General features: G+C 72.1%; 22 protein-coding genes and 1 tRNA gene. 10 read left to right on the top strand and 13 right to left on the bottom strand.

What is annotated here, in order from left to right:
* Positions 1-2 precede the first annotated feature (2 nt).
* Both JOE64_RS03850 and JOE64_RS03845 read left to right on the top strand, forming a co-directional pair.
* Positions 3-1259, top strand: a complete 1257-nt coding sequence (locus JOE64_RS03850) for a DUF58 domain-containing protein (protein WP_204963036.1) — start codon at positions 3-5, stop codon at positions 1257-1259.
* Positions 1246-3501, top strand: a complete 2256-nt coding sequence (locus tag JOE64_RS03845; RefSeq protein ID WP_204965115.1) for a transglutaminase TgpA family protein — start codon at positions 1246-1248, stop codon at positions 3499-3501. Before JOE64_RS03850 ends, JOE64_RS03845 begins: the two co-directional genes overlap by 14 nt.
* Positions 3502-3528: 27 nt before the next feature.
* On the opposite strand, the gene JOE64_RS03840 is transcribed toward JOE64_RS03845, so the two are convergent.
* From JOE64_RS03840 to JOE64_RS03825, 4 genes are all read right to left on the bottom strand, one after another.
* On the bottom strand, positions 3529-4968 hold the full coding sequence (locus tag JOE64_RS03840) for a dicarboxylate/amino acid:cation symporter (protein WP_204963035.1): 1440 nt from the start codon (positions 4966-4968) through the stop codon (positions 3529-3531).
* A 247-nt stretch (positions 4969-5215) separates the two neighbouring features.
* Positions 5216-5307, bottom strand: a tRNA-Ser gene (locus tag JOE64_RS03835).
* Positions 5308-5355: 48 nt separating this feature from the next.
* Positions 5356-6075 carry a hypothetical protein gene (locus JOE64_RS03830; RefSeq protein WP_204963034.1) on the bottom strand — a complete coding sequence of 240 codons (720 nt, stop codon included), beginning with the start codon at positions 6073-6075 and terminating at the stop codon, positions 5356-5358.
* Positions 6076-6219: 144 nt separating this feature from the next.
* Positions 6220-6909, bottom strand: coding sequence for an NUDIX hydrolase (locus JOE64_RS03825; protein ID WP_372432899.1), 690 nt, complete (start codon positions 6907-6909; stop codon positions 6220-6222).
* Positions 6910-7000: 91 nt separating this feature from the next.
* On the opposite strand from JOE64_RS03825, the gene JOE64_RS03820 reads away from it, so the two are divergent.
* Together JOE64_RS03820 and JOE64_RS03815 are read left to right on the top strand one after the other, a co-directional pair.
* Positions 7001-7777, top strand: coding sequence for a siderophore-interacting protein (locus tag JOE64_RS03820; RefSeq protein ID WP_271202446.1), 777 nt, complete (start codon positions 7001-7003; stop codon positions 7775-7777).
* A 78-nt stretch (positions 7778-7855) separates the two neighbouring features.
* A complete protein-coding gene (locus JOE64_RS03815) occupies positions 7856-8785 on the top strand; it encodes an ATP-grasp domain-containing protein (RefSeq protein ID WP_204963032.1) in 930 nt (309 codons plus the stop codon).
* Between the two features lie 52 nt (positions 8786-8837).
* Here the strand turns inward: JOE64_RS03815 and JOE64_RS03810 are convergent, their stop codons facing one another.
* The 3 genes from JOE64_RS03810 to JOE64_RS03800 are packed head-to-tail and all read right to left on the bottom strand — an operon-like array spanning position 8838 to position 10911.
* Positions 8838-9668, bottom strand: coding sequence for an SDR family NAD(P)-dependent oxidoreductase (locus tag JOE64_RS03810; protein ID WP_204963031.1), 831 nt, complete (start codon positions 9666-9668; stop codon positions 8838-8840).
* 26 nt (positions 9669-9694) lie between these two features.
* Entirely contained in the window at positions 9695-10249 is a 555-nt protein-coding gene (locus JOE64_RS03805; protein ID WP_204963030.1) for an NYN domain-containing protein, read from the bottom strand.
* Entirely contained in the window at positions 10246-10911 is a 666-nt protein-coding gene (locus JOE64_RS03800; RefSeq protein WP_204963029.1) for an NAD(P)H-binding protein, read from the bottom strand. Before JOE64_RS03800 ends, JOE64_RS03805 begins: the two co-directional genes overlap by 4 nt.
* Between JOE64_RS03800 and JOE64_RS03795 the strand changes: the two genes are divergently transcribed.
* Positions 10892-12031, top strand: a complete 1140-nt coding sequence (locus JOE64_RS03795; protein ID WP_307821461.1) for a lactonase family protein — start codon at positions 10892-10894, stop codon at positions 12029-12031. The genes JOE64_RS03800 and JOE64_RS03795 overlap by 20 nt on opposite strands.
* 43 nt (positions 12032-12074) lie before the next feature.
* Here JOE64_RS03795 and JOE64_RS03790 read toward each other — a convergent pair whose 3' ends face one another.
* The gene (locus JOE64_RS03790) at positions 12075-13406 is read right to left on the bottom strand and encodes an MFS transporter (protein ID WP_271202445.1); all 1332 of its coding nucleotides are present in this window, start codon (positions 13404-13406) and stop codon (positions 12075-12077) included.
* Positions 13407-13660: 254 nt separating this feature from the next.
* Between JOE64_RS03790 and msrA the strand changes: the two genes are divergently transcribed.
* Positions 13661-14197, top strand: coding sequence for a peptide-methionine (S)-S-oxide reductase MsrA (gene msrA / locus JOE64_RS03785; RefSeq protein ID WP_204963026.1), 537 nt, complete (start codon positions 13661-13663; stop codon positions 14195-14197).
* 85 nt (positions 14198-14282) lie between these two features.
* Here msrA and JOE64_RS03780 read toward each other — a convergent pair whose 3' ends face one another.
* The 5 genes from JOE64_RS03780 to JOE64_RS03760 form a co-directional block, all read right to left on the bottom strand.
* A complete protein-coding gene (locus tag JOE64_RS03780) occupies positions 14283-15569 on the bottom strand; it encodes a M18 family aminopeptidase (protein ID WP_204963025.1) in 1287 nt (428 codons plus the stop codon).
* Between the two features lie 57 nt (positions 15570-15626).
* Positions 15627-16688, bottom strand: coding sequence for an alcohol dehydrogenase catalytic domain-containing protein (locus tag JOE64_RS03775; protein WP_204963024.1), 1062 nt, complete (start codon positions 16686-16688; stop codon positions 15627-15629).
* A 168-nt stretch (positions 16689-16856) separates the two neighbouring features.
* A complete protein-coding gene (locus JOE64_RS03770) occupies positions 16857-18632 on the bottom strand; it encodes an ABC1 kinase family protein (RefSeq protein ID WP_204963023.1) in 1776 nt (591 codons plus the stop codon).
* Positions 18633-18636: 4 nt separating this feature from the next.
* Complete coding sequence (locus tag JOE64_RS03765; protein ID WP_204963022.1) at positions 18637-19311, bottom strand: PadR family transcriptional regulator; 675 nt, start codon at positions 19309-19311, stop codon at positions 18637-18639.
* Between the two features lie 93 nt (positions 19312-19404).
* On the bottom strand, positions 19405-20832 hold the full coding sequence (locus JOE64_RS03760) for a dihydrolipoyl dehydrogenase family protein (protein WP_204963021.1): 1428 nt from the start codon (positions 20830-20832) through the stop codon (positions 19405-19407).
* 108 nt (positions 20833-20940) lie between these two features.
* Between JOE64_RS03760 and JOE64_RS03755 the strand changes: the two genes are divergently transcribed.
* Genes JOE64_RS03755 through JOE64_RS03740 form a run of 4 tightly spaced genes read left to right on the top strand, consistent with a single transcriptional unit; the run spans position 20941 to position 24149 of the window.
* Positions 20941-21795, top strand: a complete 855-nt coding sequence (locus JOE64_RS03755) for an ABC transporter ATP-binding protein (RefSeq protein ID WP_204963020.1) — start codon at positions 20941-20943, stop codon at positions 21793-21795.
* On the top strand, positions 21792-22481 hold the full coding sequence (locus tag JOE64_RS03750) for an ABC transporter permease (RefSeq protein ID WP_204963019.1): 690 nt from the start codon (positions 21792-21794) through the stop codon (positions 22479-22481). The genes JOE64_RS03755 and JOE64_RS03750 overlap by 4 nt, the downstream gene beginning before the upstream one ends.
* The gene (locus tag JOE64_RS03745; protein WP_204963018.1) at positions 22478-23197 is read left to right on the top strand and encodes an ABC transporter permease; all 720 of its coding nucleotides are present in this window, start codon (positions 22478-22480) and stop codon (positions 23195-23197) included. The genes JOE64_RS03750 and JOE64_RS03745 overlap by 4 nt, the downstream gene beginning before the upstream one ends.
* Positions 23198-23240: 43 nt before the next feature.
* On the top strand, positions 23241-24149 hold the full coding sequence (locus tag JOE64_RS03740; protein ID WP_204963017.1) for an ABC transporter substrate-binding protein: 909 nt from the start codon (positions 23241-23243) through the stop codon (positions 24147-24149).
* The last annotated feature ends 68 nt before the right edge of the window (positions 24150-24217 follow it).

Here is a 24217-nt window from a genome sequence, read left to right as displayed (position 1 = left end):
TCATGTTCTCGCGCTGGCCGCTGACGCTCCGTGGCACCGGAGCGGTCGCGCTGGCGATCGTGTGCATCGTGGTCGCGCAGCGGTTCGGGCTGGCCGAGCTCCTCTACGTGGCGGCCCTGCTGCTCGTGCTCGTCTCGGCGAGCGCCGCGACGCTCTACCTCGTGCCGAGCACGGAGCGGGTGACCCGCTCGTTCGCCCCCGACACGCCCGCGGTCGGCGGCGAGGCGACCGTGCGGATGCGGGTCGAGATCCGTTCCCTGCTCCCCACCGCGCAGGGGCGGTGGCGCGACGGCCTCCCGCCCGGCCTCAGCGGCGACGCGTCGGGAATCGTCCCGTCCGCGCCGGGTCGGGGGCGCGCGCCCGCCGCCCCCGTGGAGTACCGGGTCACGGCGCTGCGCCGTGGCATCCAACCCGTCGGCCCGCTCTCGCTGCTCACGATCGACCCCTTCGGCCTCGCGCGGCGACGGCGACGCGTGGGGCGCCCTGACCCGCTGACCGTGACGCCCGCGGTCGTCGATCTCGGCCCCCTCATCGATCAGCCGGGCGACCTGGGGGGCGGTATGCACTCCACGGTCGACCGGCTCGGCGAGGGCTCGGACAACCTGATCCCGCGTCACTACGCGGCGGGCGACTCGATGCGCCGCATCCACTGGCGCGCGAGCGCTCATCGCGGCGAACTCATGGTCCGCCAAGAAGAGCAGGAGACAACCCCCGAAGCGCTCGTCGTCCTCGACCGCAGCGCGCTGCGCTGGTCGGTCGAGGCGACCCGGACCACCGGCTCCGATCCGGCGTTCGAGACCGCCGTATCCGCGTGCGCGTCGGTGACGACGCTGCTGGCCCGCGAGGGCTACCTCGTCACGGTCGTCGACGGCGACGGCGCCGTACTCACCGAGCCGATCGACGGCGATGACCTCGCCGCGCGGGAACAGCTCGGCGTCGACCTCGCGACGGTGCGCGCGCACCGCGACAGCGGCCTCGGCGGACTCGTGGGCGTTCTCGCCGGCGGCACGGTCGGCCCCCTCGTCGTCGTCACCGGCGCCCTCGGGCCGACGGATGCCTCCGCGCTCTCGCCGCTTGTGCCGCACAGCGCACTGCCGGTGCTGATCGTCGTCGGCTCACGGCGGGATCCCGATGGGGACGAGGCGCTGGCACAGGCCGCGCGATCCGGATGGCGCGTCGCGCTCGCGCCGACCGGGGCGGATCTGCCCGCGGCGTGGAGCGACGCCGTCGACCGAGGGGTGCGCCGTGCCGCCGGCTGAGCCGGCGCCGCGGCGGCGGCCCGGCGGTGAGCTGCGTCTGACGATCGCCCTCTGGGTGGCCCTGGCCGTCACGATGGTGCCGCTGCTGCGCGTCGTGCACAGCGGGGCGTGGATGGCCGGCGCCGCGATCCTCTCGGCGGCGCTGCTCGGCGCCGGCTTCGGGCTGCGGCGGATCGGGCGGATGCCCGCTGTCGCGGTCACACTCATCCAGTTCGTCGTCTGGGTCGTCGCCGTCACCGCCGTGTTCCTGCCGGGCACGGCGATGCTCGGCGTCCTGCCGTCCGCGGCCTCGTTCGGCGAGGCCCGCGATCTGGTGGAGAGCGCGGCCGCGCAGATCGTGGACGGCGTCGCGCCGCTGGAGCCGTCGGCCGGGCTGAGCTTCGTGATCGTCGCGTGCCTCGGGCTGCTGGCGATCGGGCTCGATCACGTGGTGCTCACGACGCGGATGCCGCTGCTGGCGACGATCGCGCTCGTGGCCGTGTGGCTGATCCCGGCGATCGCGGTGCCGGCCGGTGTGGATGTACCCGCGTTCGTGCTGCTGGCGGCGGCGATCCTGTGGCTGCTGCGCGCCGAGACGCGCACGCGCGAGGCCGCCGCGTCGCCCCGAGCAGGCGGGGTCACGGCCCTCGCGCTCACCGTCGGGGCCCTCGCGATCACGGGTGCCGTCGTCGTCGGCCCGGCGCTGCCGCCCCCGACGGCCGCGCCGGGCGGGCTCGGTGCGGCGACGAGCATCGATCCGACCCTCGACCTCGGCGACGACCTGCGCCGACCTGGCGACGTCACGGTGCTGACGCTCCACGGGGATGCGCCGGACATCCCGTACCTCCGCGTCGCGACGCTCTCGAGCTTCGACGGCCGCGTCTGGCAGCCCGATCGCCCCCGTTCGGTCCCGTTGGCGGCGGATGCCCTCGCCCCCGTCACGGCCGAGGACGGCGTTCGGGTGACGGAGTACCGCACGAGCGTTCAGGTCTCGCAGCTGTCGTCGGAGTATCTGCCGATCCCCTTTCCGGCGGTGGGCGTCGCCGGGCTCGAGGGGGCGTGGAGCGTCGTGCCGTACAGCCGGACCGTGTTCACCGCGAGCGGCAACGTGCAGGGCCAGAGCTACGACGTGGTCTCGCACGTCCCCCGGCCGACGCTCGAGCAGATCCGCAGCTCGTCGGCACGCATCGCGGACTCGCCGCTCGACCTCACCGCGTTGCCTGCCGACACCCCCGGCGTCATCGCCAGGACCGCGCGCAGCGTCACCGCGGGCGCGGTCAGCGACTACGACCGCCTCGTCGCGCTGCAGTCCTGGTTCCGCGGTCCCGAGTTCACATACTCGCTGAGCGCGCCGGTGCAGGACGGCTTCGATGACGCCGGCGTCGATGCCGTCGCCGCGTTCCTCGACCGCAAGCAGGGCTACTGCGTGCACTTCGCCGGCTCGTTCGCCCTGATGGCGCGTTCGCTCGGCATGCCCTCGCGGGTCGTCGTGGGCTTCCTGCCCGGTTCTCCGACGGGGCGGATCGTCGACGGCGAACGCGTCGCCGCCGTGACCATGAGCCAGCTGCATGCGTGGCCCGAGGTGTACTTCGACGGGATCGGGTGGGTGCCGTTCGAGCCGACCAAGAGCCTCGGCGTCGCGACCGAGTTCCGCCGGGCATCCGAGCCGGCCGACAGCGCGGGGACCGACGTGGCGACACCGTCCGCGGCGCCGTCGCCGACGTCCTCGGCGACGGGCGGGCCCGCCGAGCGCCCCGATCAGCCCTCCGAGGCCGCCCCTGCGGCGGCACGGTCGATCGACGTGTGGCCGGTGCTCACCGCCGTGTTCGCCGCACTGCTGGTCGCGATCGCCCCCGCGACGGCGACGTGGGTGCGGCGCCGGATGCGACGCGCGCGCGGGGGCATCGACGGCGCCTGGCGGAACGCGCAGGATGCGGCCATCGATCGGGGCATCCCGCTGCGACTCGCCGAGACGCCACGCGCGTTCGGACAGCACCTCATCGCCGGCGGCGCTCCGCCGGACGCGGTGGCGCGGCTCGTGTCGGCCGTCGAACGCGCCAGCTACGCCCCCGAACAGGCGGCGGGCGCAGAGGTCGGCGGCCGGGCATCCGTCACCGACCGCGCGTTCACGGACGCCGAGCGGATCCGCCGGGGACTGTTCGAGGCGGTGCCGACCGGCGACCGCGTCAGAACGCTCGTCCTGCCGCGGTCGCTCGTGATCCGCCCCGGATCGGGCCTCGCAGAGCGGGGCGCCCGCGCCTGACCGAGCCGGCGGCGCGGGCGCCCGCGCTCAGGCGCGCGCCGATTCGGTGCGGATGCCGTCGTCGACGGCGTCTGCAGGCGAGGGGTCCGCGTCGTCGTCCGAGTCGTCGGCGAACGGCTCGCCGTCGCGCGGCGCGTCGTACAGCGTGCGGTCGAGGATGCCTTCGCGCTTCGCGACGATCGTCGGCACCAGGGCCTGGCCCGCGACGTTGACCGCGGTACGGCCCATGTCGAGGATCGGGTCGATCGCCAGCAGCAGTCCGACACCTTCGAGCGGCAGTCCGAGCGTCGAGAGGGTCAGCGTGAGCATGACGGTGGCCCCGGTGGTCCCTGCCGTGGCGGCCGAGCCGACGACGGAGACGAGCGCGATGAGCAGGTACGACACGACGTTCAGCTCGACGCCGAAGAACTGCGCGACGAAGATCGCGGCGATCGCCGGGTAGATGGCGGCGCAGCCGTCCATCTTGGTCGTCGCGCCCAGCGGAACGGCGAACGACGCGTATTCGCGGGGCACGCCGAGGTTCCGCTCGGTAACGCGCTGCGTCAGCGGCAGGGTGCCGATCGACGAGCGCGACACGAAGCCGAGCTGCACCGCCGGCCACACGCCGGAGAAGTACTGCCGGACCGACAGACCGTGGCTCTTCACGAGGATCGGGTACACGACGAACAGCACCAGCACGAGGCCCACGTAGACGGCGACGACGAACCAGACGAGGGCCAGCAGCTTGTCGGTGCCGTATTCGACCACCGCCGAGGCGATGAGGCCGAGGGTGCCGAGGGGCGCGATGCGGATGATCCACCAGAGCACCCGCTGCACGATCTTCAGCGACGACTGGGTGAAGGCGACGAAGGGCTCGGCGCGCTTTCCGACCTTGAGGGCGGCGACGCCGATCGCCACCGAGATGACGATCACCTGCAGGATGTTGAACCCGACGGTCGACGAGATCGCGCCGGTGGTCGCGTTCGCCGAACTCGAGACCGTGAGACCGAAGGCGTTCTGCGGGATGAGGCCCTTGAGGAAGTTCCACCACGTGCCGACCGTGTACGGGTCGGCGGTGGTGAGCTGGTCGTGGGCGACACGGTTGCCCGGCTGGATCGTGATGCCGAGCACGATGCCGATCGTCACCGCGATGAGAGCCGTGATGCCGAACCACAGCAGCGTCTGCCCGGCGAGGCGCGCGGCGTTCGTGACATTCCGCAGCTGCGTGATGCTCGCGACGATCGCGAGGAAGATGAGCGGCACCACGGCCGCCTTCAGCAGCGTGACGTACGCCGTTCCGATGGTCGACAGGGTCGCCGTCAGACCGTTGTCCTTGCCGGCGGCATCGGGCCCGAGGTTCAGGGCGAGGATGCCGAGCAGGATGCCCGCGATCAGCGCGACCGTGATCTGGAAGCCGAACGAGCGGTAGAACGGCTTCTTCGGCCGGGGCGGACGCGCCGCAGGCGCGGTGGGAGGGGTGGAACTCATGAGGGTGTTTCTCCGTAGACGGCGGATGCCGGTGGGGCAGGGTCGCGGGGGGATGCGACCTCTTCGACGGTAACTCCCGCTGCGCCGGACGCGGCGAGACGCGACGCACCGTGACAACCGCACGCGCAGCGCAAGCATTCCCGACGGGTTCTGCGCCGCAGCTACCGTGGGGCGACCGCGCTTCGTGTCTCCCCACGTCACGAAACGCAGATGAGCGCCGCCCCCGATCGGGACGACGCTCATCCTGTGGCGGAAGTGACAGGATTTGAACCTGCGAGGCGAGTTACCCCGCCTACATGGATTCCAGCCATGCTCCTTAGGCCGCTCGGACACACTTCCGCCGTCGATCTTATCAGCCGTCGGCGAGTGCCGATGCCGCAGGTGTCGTCAGGCCGGCGCGGGCGAGTCGCCGGCCAGCAGAAGCTGCGGCACCTGGCTGAAACTCCACCCGCCGGCACCCGACGGGCTCAGCCACCAGACGAGGTCGAACCTCTCGCTCGGCCACGCCGTCGGGGGCGCCGGGTCGATCTGACCGAGGTGGCCGAGGATGTCGGGGATCAGCTCGTGCTCCCACGAGACGAGCACGTGGCCCGTGGCGGTGCGCAGCGCATCGGCCAGCGCCGCCGTATCGTCCTTCTTCCACGTCGTCTCGAGGGTCAGACCCCTGCGCGCCGCGAGAGGCGTGACGGTCTGCGCGGGGCGACGGCTGCCCTTCGACGGGTCTGCGGCGATGATGCGGGTCGGGCGGGCGAGCCCCGCGCGCACCGGCGAGGCACCATCGGGCGTCTGCGGGTCGAACAGTCCCACGAGCGCGCCGGCGCGGGTCCAGCCCTGCACGGTCAGCGACTCGTCGTCACGCGTGCCGTCGGGCTGCACGCCGTACGGCGAGCCCGACGCCGCGGGCTTCTCGGCGTGGCGGATGAACATCACCCGCGGCCCGCCGTCGGAGCCGGGCGACGTCGAGGCGCCCGGTGCAGGTGCAGCCGACCCGGTCGGCGCGACACCGCCGGACGCACTCGCTCCGCCGCCTGCGCTCGGCACGCACGCCGCGAGCGCGAGCGCCGCGACCGATCCGAGTCCGGATGCCAGCAGCACCCGCCGCGACACCCCCGCAGCTCCTCGTTCGCGCCCGTGCATCTTCGTCCCTCCGGCATCCTGCTCGCCGATCCTCACACGCGCGCACGCCCTGTCCCCACCGCGTGCGCATCTTCATGACGCACGCTGGCGGAACACTCAGCCCGGCAGCCGGGGTCAGATCGGAAGCGCGATCCGCCGGGTGCGGGCGCCGAGATCCCACGGTTCCGTCCACCCGAGGCCGTCGAATAGGGCATCCAGCAGCATCGCCGTAAACCCCCAGACCAGGTGCCCGTGCACCTCGAAGGCCGGCCCCCGCCAGACCAGGCCGTCACGCTCGAAGACGGTCACGCCGCGGTTGCGCGGGTCGAGCAGATCCGCGACGGGTGCGCGGAAGACAGCGGCCGACTCGGCGACGTCGACGACGCGCACCGGTGACGGATGCCGCCACCACCCCAGCACCGGGGTCACGAGATGACCGGAATGCTCCAGGGGGACGGCGGGAAGCGCCCCGAGCACGTCGACGCCCGACGGGTCGAGCCCGGTCTCCTCTTCGGCTTCGCGCAGCGCGGCCGCGACCGGGCCCGCATCTCCCGGATCCAGTCGACCGCCGGGAAAGGCGACCTGACCGGGATGGGCGCGGAGCGTCGTGGCGCGCTCCAGCAGCAGCACGTCGAGGTCGCGCGAGACCGCGGCATCCTGCGCGACATGGTCGCTCGCGCGCGCGTCGAGCACGCCGAACAGCATCAGCACGGCGGCCGCCCGAGGCACCGCCGCCCCGGGAGGGGGGACCCGCGGGCCGAGTGCCGTGGACGACGTCGCGGCGAGCGCGCGCAACTGCTCGCGCGCACTCGGAGCCGGATCGATGTCCACCTCACCAGGCTATGTCGGGCGCCGGCTCCCGCGGCGATGTCGTCGCGACCGAGCCACGGCGACCGGCGGCGGTTACCGTGGAACCGTGGCCCTCTCTTCACGCACCGCCGTCCGTCCGCCCCGACCGACCATCGACCTCGAGGTGGTCGGCACCGAGCGGCTCTCGCCGTATCTCGTGCGGGTGGTCCTCGGGGGCGAGGGCTTCGCGGCCTTCGAGGACCGTCCCGAGACCGACAAGTACGTGAAGCTGAAGTTCACGACGCCCTCCCCCGAGTCGCTGCCCGTGACGCGGACGTACACCGTGCGCAGCGTCGACCACGAGGCGCGCACGCTCGCGATCGACTTCGTCGTCCACGGCGACGAGGGGCTCGCCGGCCCCTGGGCGGCGCGCGCCCGCCCCGGCGACCGACTGTCGCTCATGGGTCCGGGCGGCGGCTACGCGCCCGACGCCACCGCCGACGCGCACGTCCTGGCGGGCGACCTGTCGGCGCTGCCGGCGATCTCGGCCGCGCTCGAGGCTCTGCCGGCGGATGCCGTGGGCCACGCCATCATCGAGGTCGACTCCGACGCGGCGATCCTGCCTCTGCACGCCCCCGACGGGGTGCGCATCGAATGGGCGATCGACCCCGACCACGCCATCGACGCGCTCGCGGCGGTGCTGCGACAGCTCGACTGGCCGGAGGGCGACGTGCAGGTGTTCGCGCACGGCGAGCGCGAATCGATGAAGGCGATCCGGGCGGTCCTGTTCGACGAGCGGGGCCTCGACCGGGCGCGGGTCTCACTGTCGGGGTACTGGGCACGGGGCCGCACCGAAGACCGGTTCCAGCTCGAGAAGCGCGAGCCGATCGGGCGGATCCTCTGACAGCCGCACCCGTCTGATCCCCCGGCCCGCCCCTCTGGCGCCCCCGCCCCGATCGACCGGCCGCTACGCTGGGCGCTCGTGTCCTCCCCCTCGCCCCGCATCGGCATCGTCGTGACGGATGCCTACTCCGCCGAAGACCCCGACCATGACACCCCGGTGCTCCTCGCGGCCCTGCAGGCCCGCGGCGTCGCGGCCGAATCGGTGGTCTGGCACGACCCCACCATCGATCTCGCGGCGTTCGATCTGCTGGTGATCCGCTCGCCGTGGGACTACCCCGAGCGGCCGCGAGAGTTCCTCGACTGGCTCGACCGGGCCGAGACGGCGACGCATGTCGTCAACACCCCCGCCACCGTGCGCTGGAACCTCGACAAGCGCTATCTCGGCGAGCTCGAACACGGGGGCATCCGCGTCGTGCCGACCGTGTATGCCGAGACGACGGATGCCGCGGCGCGGGCCATCGCGACGCACGACGCCCCCGGCGCGCGCCTCGTCGTGAAGCCGGCCATGTCGGCGGGCGCCCGAGACACCGGACTGTTCGCGGCATCCGATCCCCGCGCGCTCGAACTTGCCGAGCGGATCATCGGCGGAGGGGGCGTGGCGATGATCCAGCCCGAGATCGCCGAGCTCTCGGAGGGACACGAGAAGGCGCTGTACGTCATCGGCGGCACCTTCACCCACGCGATCGCGAAAGGTGCGCTGCTCGAGGCCGGCGGAGGACTTCGCGGCGGCGTGTACGCCGAGAACCCCGTTCTCGTCGAGGCGTCGCCCGCCGAACGGCGCTTCGGCGAGGAGGTGCTGCGCGCCGTCGCCGCCGCGTCCGCGGAAGAGACCCCCCTCTACGCCCGCATCGACATCGTCGACTCGGCCGCTTTCGGCCGGTGCGTGCTCGAGGTCGAGCTGATCGAGCCGGCGCTCAATCTGCATATCGCTCCGCACGCGACGCCCGCCGTCGTGGACGCGATCCTGGGCGCGATCTCGCACGAAAGCGCGTCAGGCGCGGATCGCTGAGACCGACCTCAGCGATCCGCGCGGGCCGTGGGGTGCGAGGCACCGCACACCCTCAGTCGGCGCCGACCCCGACCAGCTCGGCGCTCTTCTCCCACAGCCGACGGGCGAGCAGCGGGTCCGCCGCGAGCCGGCTCGTGCGGGCGGGCCGGTTGTTCGCGTAGTACTTGCCGGATTGCCAGTCCACCCCCGGGGTTCCGAGCGCGAGCCACGCCAGGCGCGACCCTCCGACATCGACCGAGGTCAGCAGGCGGCTCGCTACGGGGTTGGTGTACATCCAGTGCCAGAGTCCGGTCGACGACCCAGCGAAACCACTCGCGATCGCACCGGGGTGAAACGCCACGGCCGACACACCCCGCCCACCCAGCCGCCGCGCGAGCTCGGTCGTGAAGAGGATGTTCGCGAGCTTCGCGTTGCCGTAGGCCGTGCTCGATGTGTAGCGGCGCTCGGCCTGCAGATCGTCGATGTCGAATCGTGAGAAGGCGCGCGCCGCGACGCTCGAGGTCTGAATGACGGATGCCCCGCTCTCGATCAGGCGATCGCGCAGCAGCTGCGTCAGCAAGAAGCCCGCGAGATGGTTCACCTGGAACGTGCGCTCGAACCCGTCAGCGGTGAGCGTGCGTTCACCGAAGACCCCGCCGGCGTTGTTGGCCAGCACGTCGATGCGCGGATACGTCTCGCGCAGCGTCTGCGCCAGGGCCCGCACCTGATCGAGCTCCGCGAAGTCCGCGAGGTGCCACGGCGCCCCCAGGCTCTCGGCGACGGCCCGGGTCTTCTCGGCGCTGCGCCCGACCACGACCACCGTCTCTCCGGCGTCGTGCAGCTGCCGCGCGGCCGCCGCGCCGATGCCGTCGCTGGCCCCCGTGATGACGATGGTCCGTGGCATCTGGTCCGTCTCCTGATCGATGCGCCTCAGCGCAGGAACTGCGTCGGGTCGAACTCGTCGATCGCGATGACGCGCACGCGGGGAAGCTGCGCGTCGAATGCCTCGACGTCGTACTCGATGTCGAAGAACTCCACGCCCGGCAGGTCGCCGAAGGCGGCGTTGCGGAACTCGGCGAAGCCCATGACGCCGACACGACGCCCGTCGAGCAGCGCGCCGAGGTCGTCGACGAAGTCGCCGTCGTGACTGACGAGCACGACATCGCCGGCGCGATCGCGCAGCGCCTGCAGCGTCCGCTGGATCGCGATGTCGACGACCTTCTCGTCGGCGCCGCCCGACAGCGGGATCGGCTGATAGCCGAGCGCGAGCAGCGCCTGGATGAACGACATCGGCAGCGTGGTCGTCGCGTTGAGGAAGAAGAGGCCGCGGGTCTGCTGGTTCCATCGCCCCGCAAGGAATGCGAGCACCCGGTCCCATCGCGGGCGCTCGTCGGGCTGCGGACGCCGCCCGAGGATCGACGCCCCGAGCGTCGCGTCGATGTTCTCGCCGTCGACGAGCACCCAGGTCGTGCGCTGGTCGCTCATGGCTTCTCTTCCCCGGCCGCGGCGCGCACCGCGTCGACGACGGGCACGTCGCCGCTGTTGAACGAGATCGTGCGACCCACGGTCGACGGCTCGTCGATGACCGCTGCGATGACGGCCGCGACGTCGGCACGCGACACCGAGCCCGACGCGGCGGCCTCCACGTCGATCCGCCGCGTCGGCTCGTCGGACGTCAGCCGCGACGGCGCCACGATCGTCGCGTCGAGATCGCTCGCCCGCAGGTGCACGTCAGCGGCGGCTTTCGCCTCGGCGTACGCGAAGAACGAGTCCGCGGGGTCGATGCCGTGATCGGGACCGGCGCCGAAGTAGGACACCATGATGTAGCGGCGGACGCCGGCCCGCGCTGCGGCATCCATCGAACGGATCGCGGCATCACGGTCGACCGCCATCGTGCGGGTGGCGTCGCCGCCGCCCGCCCCCGCCGACCAGATGACGACGTCATTGCCGCTGACGAGGTTCGTGAACTGATCGAGGTCGAAACGCTCGATATCGGCGACGAGCGGCGTGGCGCCGGCCGCCGCGACGTCGGATTCGTGATCGGGGTTGCGGATCACCGCGGTGACGTGGTGACCGGCGGCGGCGAGAAGCGGCTCGAGCAGGAGCGCGATCTTTCCGTGCCCGCCGATGAGCAGGATGCGGGCCATGGGGGCTCCTTTCCGTTGTTTCGAGACTACGGCCTGGCAGCCTCGACCGGACGACGCCGGCCACGCGGCGGCCTACGCTGGAACGGTGACCTCTGCTGCTTCTCTCGTCCTCGTGGCCAACGCCGGTGACGGCTCCATCTCGTCGTTCCGTCTCGTGGACGACCGACTGGAACGCCTCGCCGTGACGGAGGGCCTCACGGGCTGCTCCTCGTTCGCCGTCGACGGTGGACGAAACCTCGTCTACGCGGCGGTGAAGGGCGAGCCGGCCGGCATCGTCACCCTCTCACTCGACCGCACGACCGGCATCCTCACCCCGCGCTCGCGGCTGGATCTGCCCTCCGGCGGCATGAACTACCTCACCCTCACGCGCGGCGGCACGGCGCTGCTCGGTGCGAGCTACGGCGGTGGCTACGGCATCGTCTGCGCGGTGGCGGACGGCTCCGTCGGGTCGCCCGCCGACCGCATCGCGTACCCGAACCTGCATTCCGTGCTCGCCAGCGCCGACGGCCGGTTCGCGTACTTCGTCTCACTCGGCGCGGACCTCGTGGCGCAGTACACGCTCGGCGACGATCTGACGCTCACTCCGCTGGCGACACCGACGGCGGCGGCACCCGCCGGCAGCGGACCGCGGCACATCCTGCTCGACGATGCACGCGAGGCCGCCTACGTGATCACCGAGTTCTCCGGCGAGGTGCTGCACTATCGCCGCGACCTCGACGAGGGCGAGCTGTCGTTCGTCGGGGCGGCGCGCGCGGTCGACCCGGATGCGCGGCTCGGCCACAGCGAGTTCGGTGCCGACCCGCTCGCGCATCACTACATCTGGGGCGCCGACCTGCATGCGGGCGCGGACGGTGCCGTGCTGTGGGCTTCGGAGCGCACCGAGAGCACGCTGGCCGCGCTCCCGCTCGCGGGCGACGGCGCGCCGACGGATGCCACGTCCGTCACCGTCACCGAGCAGCAGCCCCGGGGGTTCGCGACGAGCCCCGACGGGCGGCTGCTCGTCGCCGCCGGCGAGAAGTCGACGACCGTCTCGCTCTACGCCGTCGAGGGCACGACGCTCACGTTCCTGCAGCGCATCGAGACCGGTCGCGGCGCGAACTGGGTGCGCTTCGTCGTCTGACCCGGCCGTCACGACGAGCCGGGCGCCCGCGTGAGGCCGGCGATCACACCGCCGTGCGGCGCGCGCGGCGCTCGATCACGAGGTTGACGACCCCGAACGCCAGGGCGAGAGCCGCGGCCATCGCGGGCAGGGTGAGGGCCGCACGGGTGGAGAACTCCTGCGCGATCCAGCCGGTGAACGCCGACGACAGCGCCTGCGCGAGGGTCAGCGCCGAACCGAGCAGCGTCAGGGTCGTGGCTGTGCGCCCGAGCGGTGCCCGCTCGCCCGCGAGCGAGAAGAGGGTGACCAGCGTCGGCCCCACACCGAGCCCCATCACGAGCAGCCAGACCGCGACGTCCGACAGCGTCGTCGCGGTGGCATAGCCGATCGCCGAGGCGGTCAGCACGAGCGCGAACGCGATCCACCGGCGCCGCAGCGCGAATCGCGCCGGCAGCAGGCCGACGGCGAGGGCGAGCACGGCCGACCCGACCCCCAGGAGCCCGTAGAGGAGCCCCGCCTGCTCTTCGGCACCGCGTTCCTGCGCGAAGGCCGTCAGCGATGTGAGGGTCGTCCCGAAGAAGAGGCCGACCGAGGAGGCCGCCCCCACGAGCACGAGGATCCGGGTGGACAGGACATCGCGGATCGGTGCACGGGTGCCGATGGCATCCACCCCCGACGGCGACGTGCGCGCTGTCGGATGCAACGCGAACGCCGTCACGAAACCGAGGCTCAGCGCGGCGGCGATCGCGATCGGCGCCCACGGCGCGATCAGGGCGGCGAACACACCGACCAGGACCGGACCGATCACGAACGCCGTCTCGTCGGCGGCCGACTCGTACGACATCATGCGACTGGTCGTTCGGGCGCGCCTGTCGGGAGCCACCCGCGCCCCGATGATGGCGAGCAGCCGACTGCGCGACATCGCCGACGCCTGCGGCGCCGTCAGCCCGATGGCGAGAGCCGCCGCCAGCAGCACCCCGGCCGGCCTGTCCTCGGTCGCGATCAGGGGGAAGAGTGCGAGCAGGATGCCGTTGGCGAGCCCGACGGGGACGAGCACCAGCCGCTGCCCGTGACGGTCGACGAGATCGCCGATCACCGGCCCGGCGATCACCACGCCGATGCCGACGGCGGCGGAGGTGGCCCCGCCGAGGGCAACCGAGTGGGTCGCCGAGACGACCAGCATGAGGACCCCGACCGTCATCATGGCGAAAGGCAGGCGCGCGATGAAGGCGAGGGGCCAGTACACCCATCCGGTGTGCGCCAGCAGGCCGGCGGACGCAGGCGATGCGCTCCGCTGCGCCGGGGCCGCGGTGTGCGCGCGCGTGCGCAGCCGTTCATCCGCGTGAGCGGTCGCGCCGCGCGCGATCGGGTGGGCGTCGGTGTCGGTGGGGTCCACGTGCTCCTCCGGAGAATCGGCTCGCCTGTGACGTGCCGCCTTTTCCCGGTTCGCGATCGAGCTGGTAGATGCACCTCGCAGCACCGGTGGGCGCTGCGGAGGCATCCATTCTACCGCGACGGCTCTCTCAGCGCCTTCGGAGGTTCGCGAGGGACCAGAATCGACAGAAGCGACGTTGTCTCCCCCGAGGCCGCGATCGCGGCGACAGACGGATCACCCCGACGACCCGGGGATGACACTTCGAGGAGCACACCATGACCGACGACGGCAGCATCACCCGCACCCCGGGCACCGAGACGGCGATCCTCGCCGGCGGCTGCTTCTGGGGCATGGAAGACCTCATCCGGCGCCAGCCGGGCGTCCTCGACACGCGGGTCGGCTACACCGGCGGCACCAACGACCACGCCACCTACCGCCACCACCCCGGGCATGCCGAGGCCGTCGAGATCGTCTTCGACCCGGCCGCGACCACGTACCGCGACATCCTCGCGTTCTTCTTCCAGATCCACGACCCGTCGACCCTCGATCGCCAGGGCAACGACATCGGCTCGAGCTATCGATCGGCCATCTTCCCCGTGACACCCGCGCAGGACGCGGTCGCGAGAGAGACCATCGCCGACGTCGACGCCTCGGGCCTGTGGCCCGCCCCGGCCGTCACGACGATCGAGCCCCTCGGCGCGTTCTGGGAAGCCGAGCCCGAGCACCAGGACTACCTGCTGCGGATCCCCAACGGCTACACCTGCCACTTCCCCCGCGCCGGCTGGGTGCTGCCGCCCCGCGCCGAGGCCTGAGGCCTCCGCTCCGGCACGGCGCCGACTCGGGCGCAGTGAGCTCTGCCCCACCGCTCCCGCCGCGCGGCGGGAGCGGTGCGAGGACTCAACGCCGCGTGCGGAAGAACTCCGCCGCAACGCGGGTCAGTGCGAGAAGATCGCTCGTTCCGGCGAGCTCACGCGCGGAGTGCATCGACAGGATCGGGATGCCGACGTCGACGGTGCGGATGCCGAGACGGGTCGCCGTGATCGGGCCGATCGTCGAGCCGCACGGCACCGCGTTGTTCGAGATGAACTCCTGCGAGACGACACCCGCGGCCTCGCACCAGCCGTTCCAGGCGGCGGCGCCGGCGGCATCCGTCGCGTAGCGCTGGTTGGCGTTGATCTTGAGGATCGGGCCCGAGCCGAGCACGGGCTGCACGACCGGGTCGTGCTTCTCGGGATAGTTCGGGTGGACGGAGTGGCCGACGTCGCTCGAGACGCACCACGAGCCGGCGAGCGCGCGCAGCTGCTGTTCGCGCGAGGCGCCGAGGCCGAGCTGCACCCGCTCGATCACGTCGGCCAGAAACGGTCCGGCGGCGCCCGTACGGGTGCCCGAGCCGACCTCTTCATGGTCGAAGACAGCGAGCATCGCGATGTGCTCGGCGTCCGTTCCCGCCGCGGCCAGCGCGACGACACCCGCGTGCACGGAGGCGAGGTCGTCGAGGCGTCCGCTCGCGAAGAACGCGTCGTCCTTGCCGAACACGACTCCGCGAGCCGCGTCGGCCGTCACGAGGTCGTAGCCGCGGATGCGGGCGGGGTCCACGTCGGCGGCGGCGGCGACCTCGGCGAGCAGGTCGGCGGATGCCGCGTCGCCGAGACCCCACACGGGCTGCGTCTGGTTCTGCTTGTGCAGCGCGAGGTGGTCGTTCGCCTCACGGTCGAGGTGGATCGCGAGCTGCGGCAGCCGCAGCAGCGGCCCCGTCGCCGCGAGGCGTTCGGTGCCGTCGTCGAGCACGAGGCGTCCCGCGAGACGGAGCTCGCGGTCGAGCCACGAGTTCAGCAGCGGTCCGCCGTAGATCTCCACGCCCGCTTGCAGCCAGCCGTACCGTCCGGTCGTCGGCTTCGGCTTGAGTTTGAATGCCGGCGAGTCGCTGTGCGCGCCGAAGATCCGAAAGGCCGTCGCCGCGTCGGCACGGCCGGGGACGACCCAGGCGATGACGGCGCCGTCACGCACGACGAGGTGCCGCGTGCCGGGCTCGATCGGCCAGGCGTCGGCCTCGTCGAGCGCCGTGAACCCGGCGTCGATCAGTCGGCGCGCCACCTCGGCGGCGGCATGGACGCTCGACGGCGAAGCGGCGACGAAGTCGGCGAGGTCGTCGGCATGGGCACGGATGGCGGCGAGGTCGGACACCCCTCCAGGGTAGTTCGCCCGCCGCTGCGACCTCGGCGTCGCCCGCACCGGGCCCCGTCAGCGACGCGGGTCGATCCCCACCCGCACCGGGCCCCCCGGACCCGACAGCCGCAGGGCCTCATCGACGGCGTCGAGCGGCAGCACGGGGTCGACGAGGTCTTCGAACGGACGTCGCCCCCACGCGCCGCGCAGGTAGTCGATCGCCGCGCGCAGGTCAGCGCCCGAGGCATCGTGCGCGCCGTCGTCACCGACCCCGTCGAGGACGACATCGACGACGGTGGCGCCGGCCTTGCGCAGCGCCTTCTCGCGCGCGGCGCGGTCGCAGGGGTCGTAGGCGGCCACCGCACCGAATCTGCGGGCGAGCACGCGTCGGCGTCGGTCCGGTTCCGAGACCACGACGCGCGCACCGCGATCGGCGGCCATCGACGTCGCGGTGAGCCCCACCAGACCGGCTCCGTCGATCTGCACGACCGCCTGCGCCAGCCGGGTGGACTGCTCCGCATGCCGCAGGGCGGCCCACGCGACGGCGGCGCCGCACGCGGCCGGCGCCGCGACGCGGGCGGGGATCCGCTCGCCGACGGGCACGATCGCGGTGCCGCGGCGCACGTGCACGTGGGTGGCGAAGGCTCCGCTGAGCTCCCAGTGCGCGCCGATCCGCTCGGCACCGTAGTGACGCACCCGCCGCGACGGACCGTCGGCGGCCGGGACTCCCGCGTCGGAATCGTCCTCGGGCGAACCTGAGCCGGGCCCGGCGGGGTCGACGACGCTCCCCGCCACGACACGATCCCCGAGGCGCAGCGCGGAACCCGACGCATCGTGCGCGCCCGACGGACTCAGTGCGACGATCCGGCCCACGTATTCGTGCCCCAGCACGAGCGGCGCAGGGGCGGGCCGCGCGCCCGCCACGATCCGCACGTCGTTGCCGCAGACCGTGGCCAGTTCGACCGCGACGATCGCATCACCGGGCCCGAGCAGCACGCCCGGAACCGCCATCGTCTCGAACGGCGCGTCGCGCCCGGTCCAGACCTTCGCGAGCGCCGCCGGTCGCAGCAGAGCGTCGCCGCGGTGCGGGTCGAGCACCGGAGACGCCGCCGGTGCGTTGCGCAGCTTCGTCGTCACGGATGGGCCGTCCTGTAGCGAGGGGGTGGTCGACGGATGCCAGTACTCTGCCATCGGCGGCGACCCCGATCGGTGCGACCGGGACGGTGTTCAGGGCATGTTCATCTGCTCAGCCCCGACGCGACACGCCGTGGCCCACAGAGGACCGGTGGGTGCGACGGACGGCCTTCATCGACGCCGTGAACGACCCCGTGTGCGGCCGAGACCGGCCAGCGCGAACAGCAACGGAACGACGCTCACGACGAGCATCCCTGCGGCGACGGCGGGAACGCTCGGCATCAGCAGCGCTCCCCCCACGACCAGGGCGGCGAAGACCACGGCGGCGACCGTGTGCCGCAGCAGAACCTCGAGACGATCGAGCCGGTCGCCGACCTGCGGCGTGTCGACCGAGAGTCCGCCGCGGTCGACCCGTGCCACGACCGCGTCGATCCGTTGCGGCAGCCCGAGCACCGTCCGCGCATACGAGACGGCGCTTTGCGTGGCATTCGTCAACACGTCGCGGCTCTCTTCGCGCAGCAGCCGCTGCGCGAACGGCTCGATCGCCTGCCACACGTTGAAGCGGGGGTCCAGGGCACTGCACACACCCGAGGTGAGAGAGACGGCGCGCGTGATGAGTAGGAAGTTCTCCGGCAGCTGCACCGGCAACTGCCGCATCGCGGCACCGAACTCGTCGGCGAAGTCGCGCAGTTCGCGCGGATCGATGTTCTGCAGCTCACCGAACGACAGCCCGCCGAAGCGGGCGAACAGGGCGGTCAGGGCGTGCTCCAGGTCGGTCGTGTCGGCGCCCGGCAGCAGCACCCCGATCTCTTGGATGCCGGCGACGAGCCCCGCGCCGTCACGCGCGGCCACGGCGATCACGATGCGGCGAAGCCCGGCCCGCAGTCCGGCGGGAACCTGGCCCATCATTCCGAAGTCGATGAAGGTGAGGGTCCAGGTGCGGCCGGACTCGTCCGGAGCGTGCGGTGTGACGAAGACGTTCCCGGGGTGCGGGTCGGCGTGGAAGAACCCCGCGCCGAACAGCTGCTCGAACATCGCTTCGGCGAACGCCCGCGCAACCGCGGCGGGATCGATGCCGGCGGCGCGCAGCGCGTCGACGTCGTTCAGCTTGATGGCCGTCACATCCGACAGGGTGAGCACACGGCGCGTGGTGCGCTCCCAGACGACGACGGGCGCCGCGACGCGCCGCCCGTCGGAGAACAGTTCGTCGAACCGCTCCGCGTTGACGCCCTCGTGCAGGTAGTCGATCTCCTCGCGGCAGGTTGCGGCGAACTCCTCGACGAGGGCGGGTGCGTCGACCCGTTCCGAGACGAGGCGGATGCGGCTGAGCCTTCGGCCGATGGTCCGCAGTGCCGCGAGGTCGATCTCGACGATCTCGTCGATGCCCGGCCGCTGCACCTTGACGACGACCTCCGCGAACCCGGCGATCTCGGCGTCTTCCGGCGACAGCAGCGCACGATGGGCTTGACCGAGGGATGCCGCCGCTACCGGCTCCTCGTCGACGCGGGTGTACGCGCGCTCGAGCGGCACGCCGAGCTCGGCCTCGGCCAGTGACCGGATCTCGGCGAACGGGACCGCCGGCACCTCGTCCTGCAGCTGCTCGAGTTCGCTCGTCACCTCGGGTGGCAGCACATCGAGTCGGGACGAGAGGAACTGCCCCACCTTGATCATGAGACCGCCGAGGTCGATCGCCAGCACCCGGAAGCGTCGCGCGGTGCGCTGCAACCGCGCGACGCGGCCCCCCTCGGAGAGGCTGCGGAATCCGATTCGCGGCAGGACGAGGTCGAACCACCACGTCGCGATCATGACGGACGTCGCGAATCCGACGATGCGCCGATAGCGTGCGCGCGCCCGCGGGTCGGCCGCGGCATCCGCTCGGCCGGCACGGCCGGAGCGCGCCGCGGCGAGGGGGCCGGCTGCCGGTGACAGCCGGCCCTCCGTCGGCATCGGGTCAGTCCTCCGCGAGGATGGCGTACAGCTTGCGGCGCGCCTCGTCGATGATGTCGACGGCTCGCTGCACCTGCGCGGGCGATCCCATCCGACCGACCTGCATGGCCGCCTGCGCGAGGTTCGCCCCCGCCTTCGGGAGCGCACCGAAACCGGGGCCGTCGCCCGCCGCACGACCGGGCGCATCGGGGTCGGCGCCCGCCGAGGCCGACGTCTGCCAGGGCGCGGGCTTGTCGGCGGCTTCGGCGCGTCCGGCCTCGGTCAGCGCGTACGTCTTGCGACCGTCCTGCTCGTTGACCTCGACCATGCCCTCGTCGGCGAGCAGCTGCAGCGTGGGGTAGACCGACCCGGGGCTCGGCTTCCACGCGCCGCCGCTGCGCTCGTCGATCTGCTGGATGATCTGGTAGCCGTGCATGGGTCGCTCAGCCAGGAGCGCGAGGATGGCGACGCGCACATCACCACGCCCCATCCGGCCTCCGGCCTTCATGTCGAACCGGGCGCCGAAGCCGTGCTCGACATTCTGCTTCAGCTGGCCGAGCACGTCGAACAGCTCGCTCATGCCCGCTCCCCCGAAACCCTTGCCGCCGTCGCCGCCGGATCCGAACCCGCCGAAGCCGCCGCGATCGCGGTCGCCGAATCCCGGACCGCCGAAGCCGTGTCCGCCGTACGCGTTGCTCATGAGAACCTCCGTCGAATCGTGAACGATACATAACGATATATCGTTCACATATCGCTCAGGCCGTGAACAGGCCGTGAGAACGCCGTGAACCGGTCAGCGACCGTATGCCTCGAGCCAGCGCAGCCAGAGCTCACTGATGGTCGGGTAGGCCGGGACCGCGTGCCACAGGCGCGCGAGCGGCACCTCGGCGACGACCGCGATTGTCACGGCGTGCAGAAGCTCCGCGAGATCCGCTCCGACCAGGGTGGCGCCGACGATGACCTGGCGGTCCTCGTCCACGAGGGCGCGCGCGGTGCCGCGGTATCCCTCGGCGTGCGTGGCGGCACCGGCGATCGCGGCGAGGTCGACCTCGACCGCCCGGATGCGCATCCCGGCATCCGTCGCCTGCTTCTCGGTCAGACCGACGGCGGCGACCTGCGGCTCGGTGAAGACCACCTGCGGCACGGCGGAATGGTCGGCCGTCGCGACGTGCCGCCCCCACAGGGCGTCGTCCACGTCGCCGCCTCTGGCGCGGGCCGCGATGACATCACCGGCGGCGCGCGCCTGATACTTGCCCTGATGCGTCAGAAGGGCGCGATGGGTGACGTCGCCGACGGCGTACAGCCAGTCGCTGCCGGGGACGCGGAGGGTGTCGTCGACCTCGATCCACGTGCCGGGCTCGAGGCCGACCGCGTCCAGTCCGACGTCGGCCGTGCGGGGCACCCGCCCCGTCGCGACGAGCAGCTCGTCGGCGGTCACCTCGTCGCCGCCGTCCAGAGTGATCCGCACGCCGTGGGCGTCGCGATCCACGCGCTGCGCCCGCGCCCGCATCCGGACCTCGACGCCCGCGTCGCGCAGCGATGCCGCCACGGCATCCCCCGCGAACGGCTCGAGGCCGCCGAGCAGCCCCGAGCGGGCGATCAGGGTCACCCGCGTCCCGAACGAGGCGAACGCCGTGGCCAGCTCACACGCCACCACGCCGCCGCCGAGGATCGCGAGCGACGCAGGCACCTGCTGCACCGCGGTCGCCTCCCGACTGGTCCACGGCGCGGCATCCGCGAGCCCCGGCACGTCGGGCAGGAGGGCAGCCGAGCCGGTGCAGACGGCGACGGCGTCGCGCGCACGCAGCGTGCGAACCGTGCCGTCGGATGCCTCGACCCGCACGCTGCGCTCGCCGTCGATCCGTCCGTGCCCGCGCACCAGGTCGATGCCGGCCCCGTCGAGCCAGGCGACCTGCCCGTCGTCACTCCACTCGTGCACCATCGCGTCGCGGGCCCGCAGGGTCGCCGCGACATCGACGCCACCGGAGATCGCCGGCGCCGCCCCCGGCACCGCACGCGCCGCATTCAGCGCGGCGACGGGGCGCAGCAGCGTCTTTGAGGGCATGCACGCCCAGTACGAGCACTCGCCGCCGACGAGTTCGCTCTCCACGATGGCGACCCGCAGCCCGCCCTGTACCGCGCGGTCGGCGACGTTCTCGCCGACGGGGCCCGCCCCGATCACGATGAGGTCGTAGTCCGCGGCATCCGATTCGACATCCATGACCCCAGCCCTACCCGACTGTGACCTCCTATGCCAACCCCCCGAGCCGATGTCGCAGGCATGTGATTGGGTGGGAGACCACCGACCCGGAAGAGAGCCGGAGCACATATGGCGATCGAGTTCCGCTCCGTCACGAAGCGATTCGACGACGGCACCGTGGCCGTCGACGATTTCAGCCTCGTCCTCCCCGCACACAAGACGACGGTCTTCGTCGGCTCGTCGGGCTGCGGCAAGACGACGCTGCTGCGCATGATCAACAGGCTGATCGAACCCACCAGCGGTGAGATCCTCATCGACGACGAGCCCATCCGTGATCGCGATCCGGTGCGGCTGCGCCGCGGCATCGGGTACGTGCTGCAGAACGCCGGGCTGCTCCCCCATTTCACGGTTCTCGACAACGTCGCCACGGTGCCGGTGCTCCAGGGAGTGCCGAAGCGGCAGGCGCGCGAGCGGGCCGCAGAGCTGCTCGACATCGTGGGCCTCGACCGCGCCCTTTCCGACCGGTACCCGCGACAGCTGTCGGGCGGTCAGCAGCAGCGCGTCGGCGTGGCGCGAGGACTGGCCGCCGACCCGAACATCCTGCTGATGGACGAGCCCTTCGGGGCGGTGGACCCGATCGTCCGCAGCGAACTGCAGGCCGAGACCCGACGGCTGCAGCGCGATCTCGAGAAGACCGTCGTGTTCGTCACGCACGACATCGACGAGGCCTTTCTGCTCGGCGATCAGGTGGTGATCCTCGAGAAGGGCGCCCACATCGCCCAGGTCGGCACTCCGGACGAGATCATCGAGCACCCGGCGAGCGACTTCGTCGCGGAGTTCGTCGGCGTCGAACGCGGGGCGCGGGCACTGCGTCTGAAGCGCACCGACCGCGGCACGGTGCTCGTCGACGCCGCCGGGCGCACCCAGGGCGTGCTGGTCGACGAACCGCTCGATGACACCCACGGGCCCGGGACGACGCCGTGAGCTGGATTCTCGACAACCTCGACCTCATCTCCTCTCTGGCGGTCGACCACCTCCGGCAGAGCGCGATCCCGATCGTGCTCGGGTTCCTCATCGCGATCCCCGTCGGCTGGGTCGCCTGGCGCTATACGCGACTGCGCGGACCGGTGCTCACCACGATCGGCCTGCTGTACACGATCCCCTCGCTCGGACTGTTCGCCCTTCTGGCCGCCGTGGGCGTGCCGTACATCACCGAGGCCAACCTCATCGTCGCCCTCACGATCTACGGGGTCGCGATCATGACGCGCTCGGTGACGGACGGCCTGGATTCGGTCGACCCCGCCACCCGCAGCGCGGCCGTCGCCGTCGGGTTCGGGCCGTGGCGACGCTTCTGGACCGTGGATCTGCCCCTGTCCGGGCCCGTGCTGCTGGCGGGGCTGCGCGTCACCGCCACCTCGACGATCTCGCTCGCGACGGTCGGCATCCTGATCGGCGTGCAGAACCTCGGCTACCTGTTCACGAACGGCTTCCAGCGCCGGATCGTCCCCGAGATCCTCGCCGGGGTGGTGGCGGTCGTGGTCATCGCCCTTGTCATCGATCTCCTCCTCGTCCTGCTCGGCCGGCTGCTCATGCCCTGGGAGCCGAGGCGCGGTCGCCGCCGCGGCGGTCGCGCCGCCGCGCATGCCCGTCTCGCGGAGGGCGTCGCATGAACGCCTTCGCGGATGCCCTCGCGTGGATCTTCTCGCCCGATCGGCTGACCGGCTCGCTGCCGCTGCCCCTCGCGATCGGCCAGCATCTGGCCTTCACGTTCGGCTCGGTCGCCGTCGCGGCGCTCATCGCGATCCCCCTCGGCTGGCTCATCGGCCACACGGGGCGAGGACGCGAGATCGCCGTCGCCCTCTCGGGCGCCGCCCGCGCCCTCCCCTCGCTCGGACTGGTGGTGCTCCTCGTGCTGCTGATGGGCGTCGTGCACAAGACCGAGGCGGCCGTCGTGGCCTTCGTGCTGCTCGCGATCCCGTCGATCCTCGCCGGCGCCTACGCCGGGTTCGAAGCGATCGATCGCACGGTCATCGATGCGGGGCGCGCCGTCGGGATGACGGACTGGCAGATCCTCTGGCGCATCGAGGTACCGCTCGGGCTCCCCCTCCTCATCGGCGGCCTCCGCTCCGCGGCCCTGCAGGTGGTCGCGACGGTGACGGTCGCCGCGTACGTGGGTCTCGGCGGACTGGGATTCTTCATCATCCAGGGCATCCAGGTCCGAAGCTTCCCGCAGATCCTCGGATCGTCCCTCCTCGTCGTGGCGCTCGCGCTCCTGCTCGACGGCGCGTTCGCCCTGCTCCAGCGCCTCGTCGTCCCGCGCGGCGTCGCGGGTCGCGTCGCCCGCGAGAGTCGCACCGCGTCGCGCGCGGTGCCGGCCGCACCCTGACCTCCCCGTTCCGCACCACACAGCATCCTCAGAAAGGCACCCCATGTCCCGCATCCGCACCCGCCTCGTCGCCGCTCTCGGCGCTGCGACCGTCACCGCGCTGGCTCTCGCCGGCTGCGCCTCGTCCGACCCGCTGACCGGGGGCGCCGCGTCCGAGACGCCTGCCTCGGGAACGATCGTCGTCGGCTCGCAGGCCTATTACTCGAACGAGGTCATCGCCGAGATCTACGCCCAGGCACTCGAAGGCGCCGGTTTCACCGTCAAGCGCACGTTCAGCATCGGACAGCGCGAGGCGATCATCCCGTCGCTCCAGGACGGCACCATCCAGCTCACGCCCGAGTACACCGGAAACCTGCTGCAGTACTTCGACAAGAACACGACCGTCACGGCGTCGGACGACGTCTACGCGGCGCTGAAGAAGGCGCTGCCGGCCGGCCTCGCGGTGCTCGACAAGTCCTCGGCGACCGACCAGGACTCGTACAACGTGACCGCCGCGTTCGCCCAGCAGCACAACCTCAAGACCATCGGCGATCTCGCCGGAATCTCGCCGCTCGTGCTCGGCGGCGCGCCCGAGCTCGAGCAGCGTCCCTACGGTCCGAGCGGCCTGAAGGACAAGTATGGCGTCGACGTGACCTTCAAGGGGACCGCCGACACCACGGTCGACGAGCTCGTGGCCGGAGGCATCCAGGTCGCGAACGTCTACAGCGCCGAGCCCGACATCAAGACGAAGGACCTCGTCACCCTCGAAGACCCCAAGGGGCTCTTCCTCGCGTCGAACGTCGTGCCGCTCGTGAACGCCTCGGTGTCGGGCGAGGTCGCCGACGTCATCAACAAGGTGAGCGCCGCCCTGACCCCCGAGGGCCTCGTCGCTCTCAACGTCGAGGTGAAGGTCGACCAGAAGTCCCCGAAGGACGCCGCGAAGGCGTGGCTGAGCGCCAACAAGCTCGGCTGACCTTCCTGCGAGAAGGCCGCGTCACCCGTCGGGGTGACGCGGCCTTTTCGCGTGGCGCTTCCGCCCGG

The sequence above is a fragment of the Microbacterium dextranolyticum genome (assembly GCF_016907295.1).
Classification (GTDB): domain Bacteria; phylum Actinomycetota; class Actinomycetes; order Actinomycetales; family Microbacteriaceae; genus Microbacterium; species Microbacterium dextranolyticum.
Note: the sequence above shows the minus strand (reverse complement) of the source record. Positions and strands in the feature narration are given on the sequence as shown.

Coding starts and splice junctions, on each gene's coding strand:
- JOE64_RS03770 (WP_204963023.1), bottom strand. CDS start 18,632: ATGCCGACGGAGGGCCGGCTGTCACCGGCAGCCGGCCCCCTCGCCGCG.
- JOE64_RS03755 (WP_204963020.1), top strand. CDS start 20,941: ATGGCGATCGAGTTCCGCTCCGTCACGAAGCGATTCGACGACGGCACC.
- JOE64_RS03760 (WP_204963021.1), bottom strand. CDS start 20,832: ATGGATGTCGAATCGGATGCCGCGGACTACGACCTCATCGTGATCGGG.
- JOE64_RS03745 (WP_204963018.1), top strand. CDS start 22,478: ATGAACGCCTTCGCGGATGCCCTCGCGTGGATCTTCTCGCCCGATCGG.
- JOE64_RS03805 (WP_204963030.1), bottom strand. CDS start 10,249: ATGAGCGACCAGCGCACGACCTGGGTGCTCGTCGACGGCGAGAACATC.
- JOE64_RS03765 (WP_204963022.1), bottom strand. CDS start 19,311: ATGAGCAACGCGTACGGCGGACACGGCTTCGGCGGTCCGGGATTCGGC.
- JOE64_RS03800 (WP_204963029.1), bottom strand. CDS start 10,911: ATGGCCCGCATCCTGCTCATCGGCGGGCACGGAAAGATCGCGCTCCTG.
- msrA (WP_204963026.1), top strand. CDS start 13,661: ATGACCGACGACGGCAGCATCACCCGCACCCCGGGCACCGAGACGGCG.
- JOE64_RS03850 (WP_204963036.1), top strand. CDS start 3: ATGTTCTCGCGCTGGCCGCTGACGCTCCGTGGCACCGGAGCGGTCGCG.
- JOE64_RS03795 (WP_307821461.1), top strand. CDS start 10,892: ATGAGCAGGATGCGGGCCATGGGGGCTCCTTTCCGTTGTTTCGAGACT.
- JOE64_RS03840 (WP_204963035.1), bottom strand. CDS start 4,968: ATGAGTTCCACCCCTCCCACCGCGCCTGCGGCGCGTCCGCCCCGGCCG.
- JOE64_RS03810 (WP_204963031.1), bottom strand. CDS start 9,668: ATGCCACGGACCATCGTCATCACGGGGGCCAGCGACGGCATCGGCGCG.
- JOE64_RS03740 (WP_204963017.1), top strand. CDS start 23,241: ATGTCCCGCATCCGCACCCGCCTCGTCGCCGCTCTCGGCGCTGCGACC.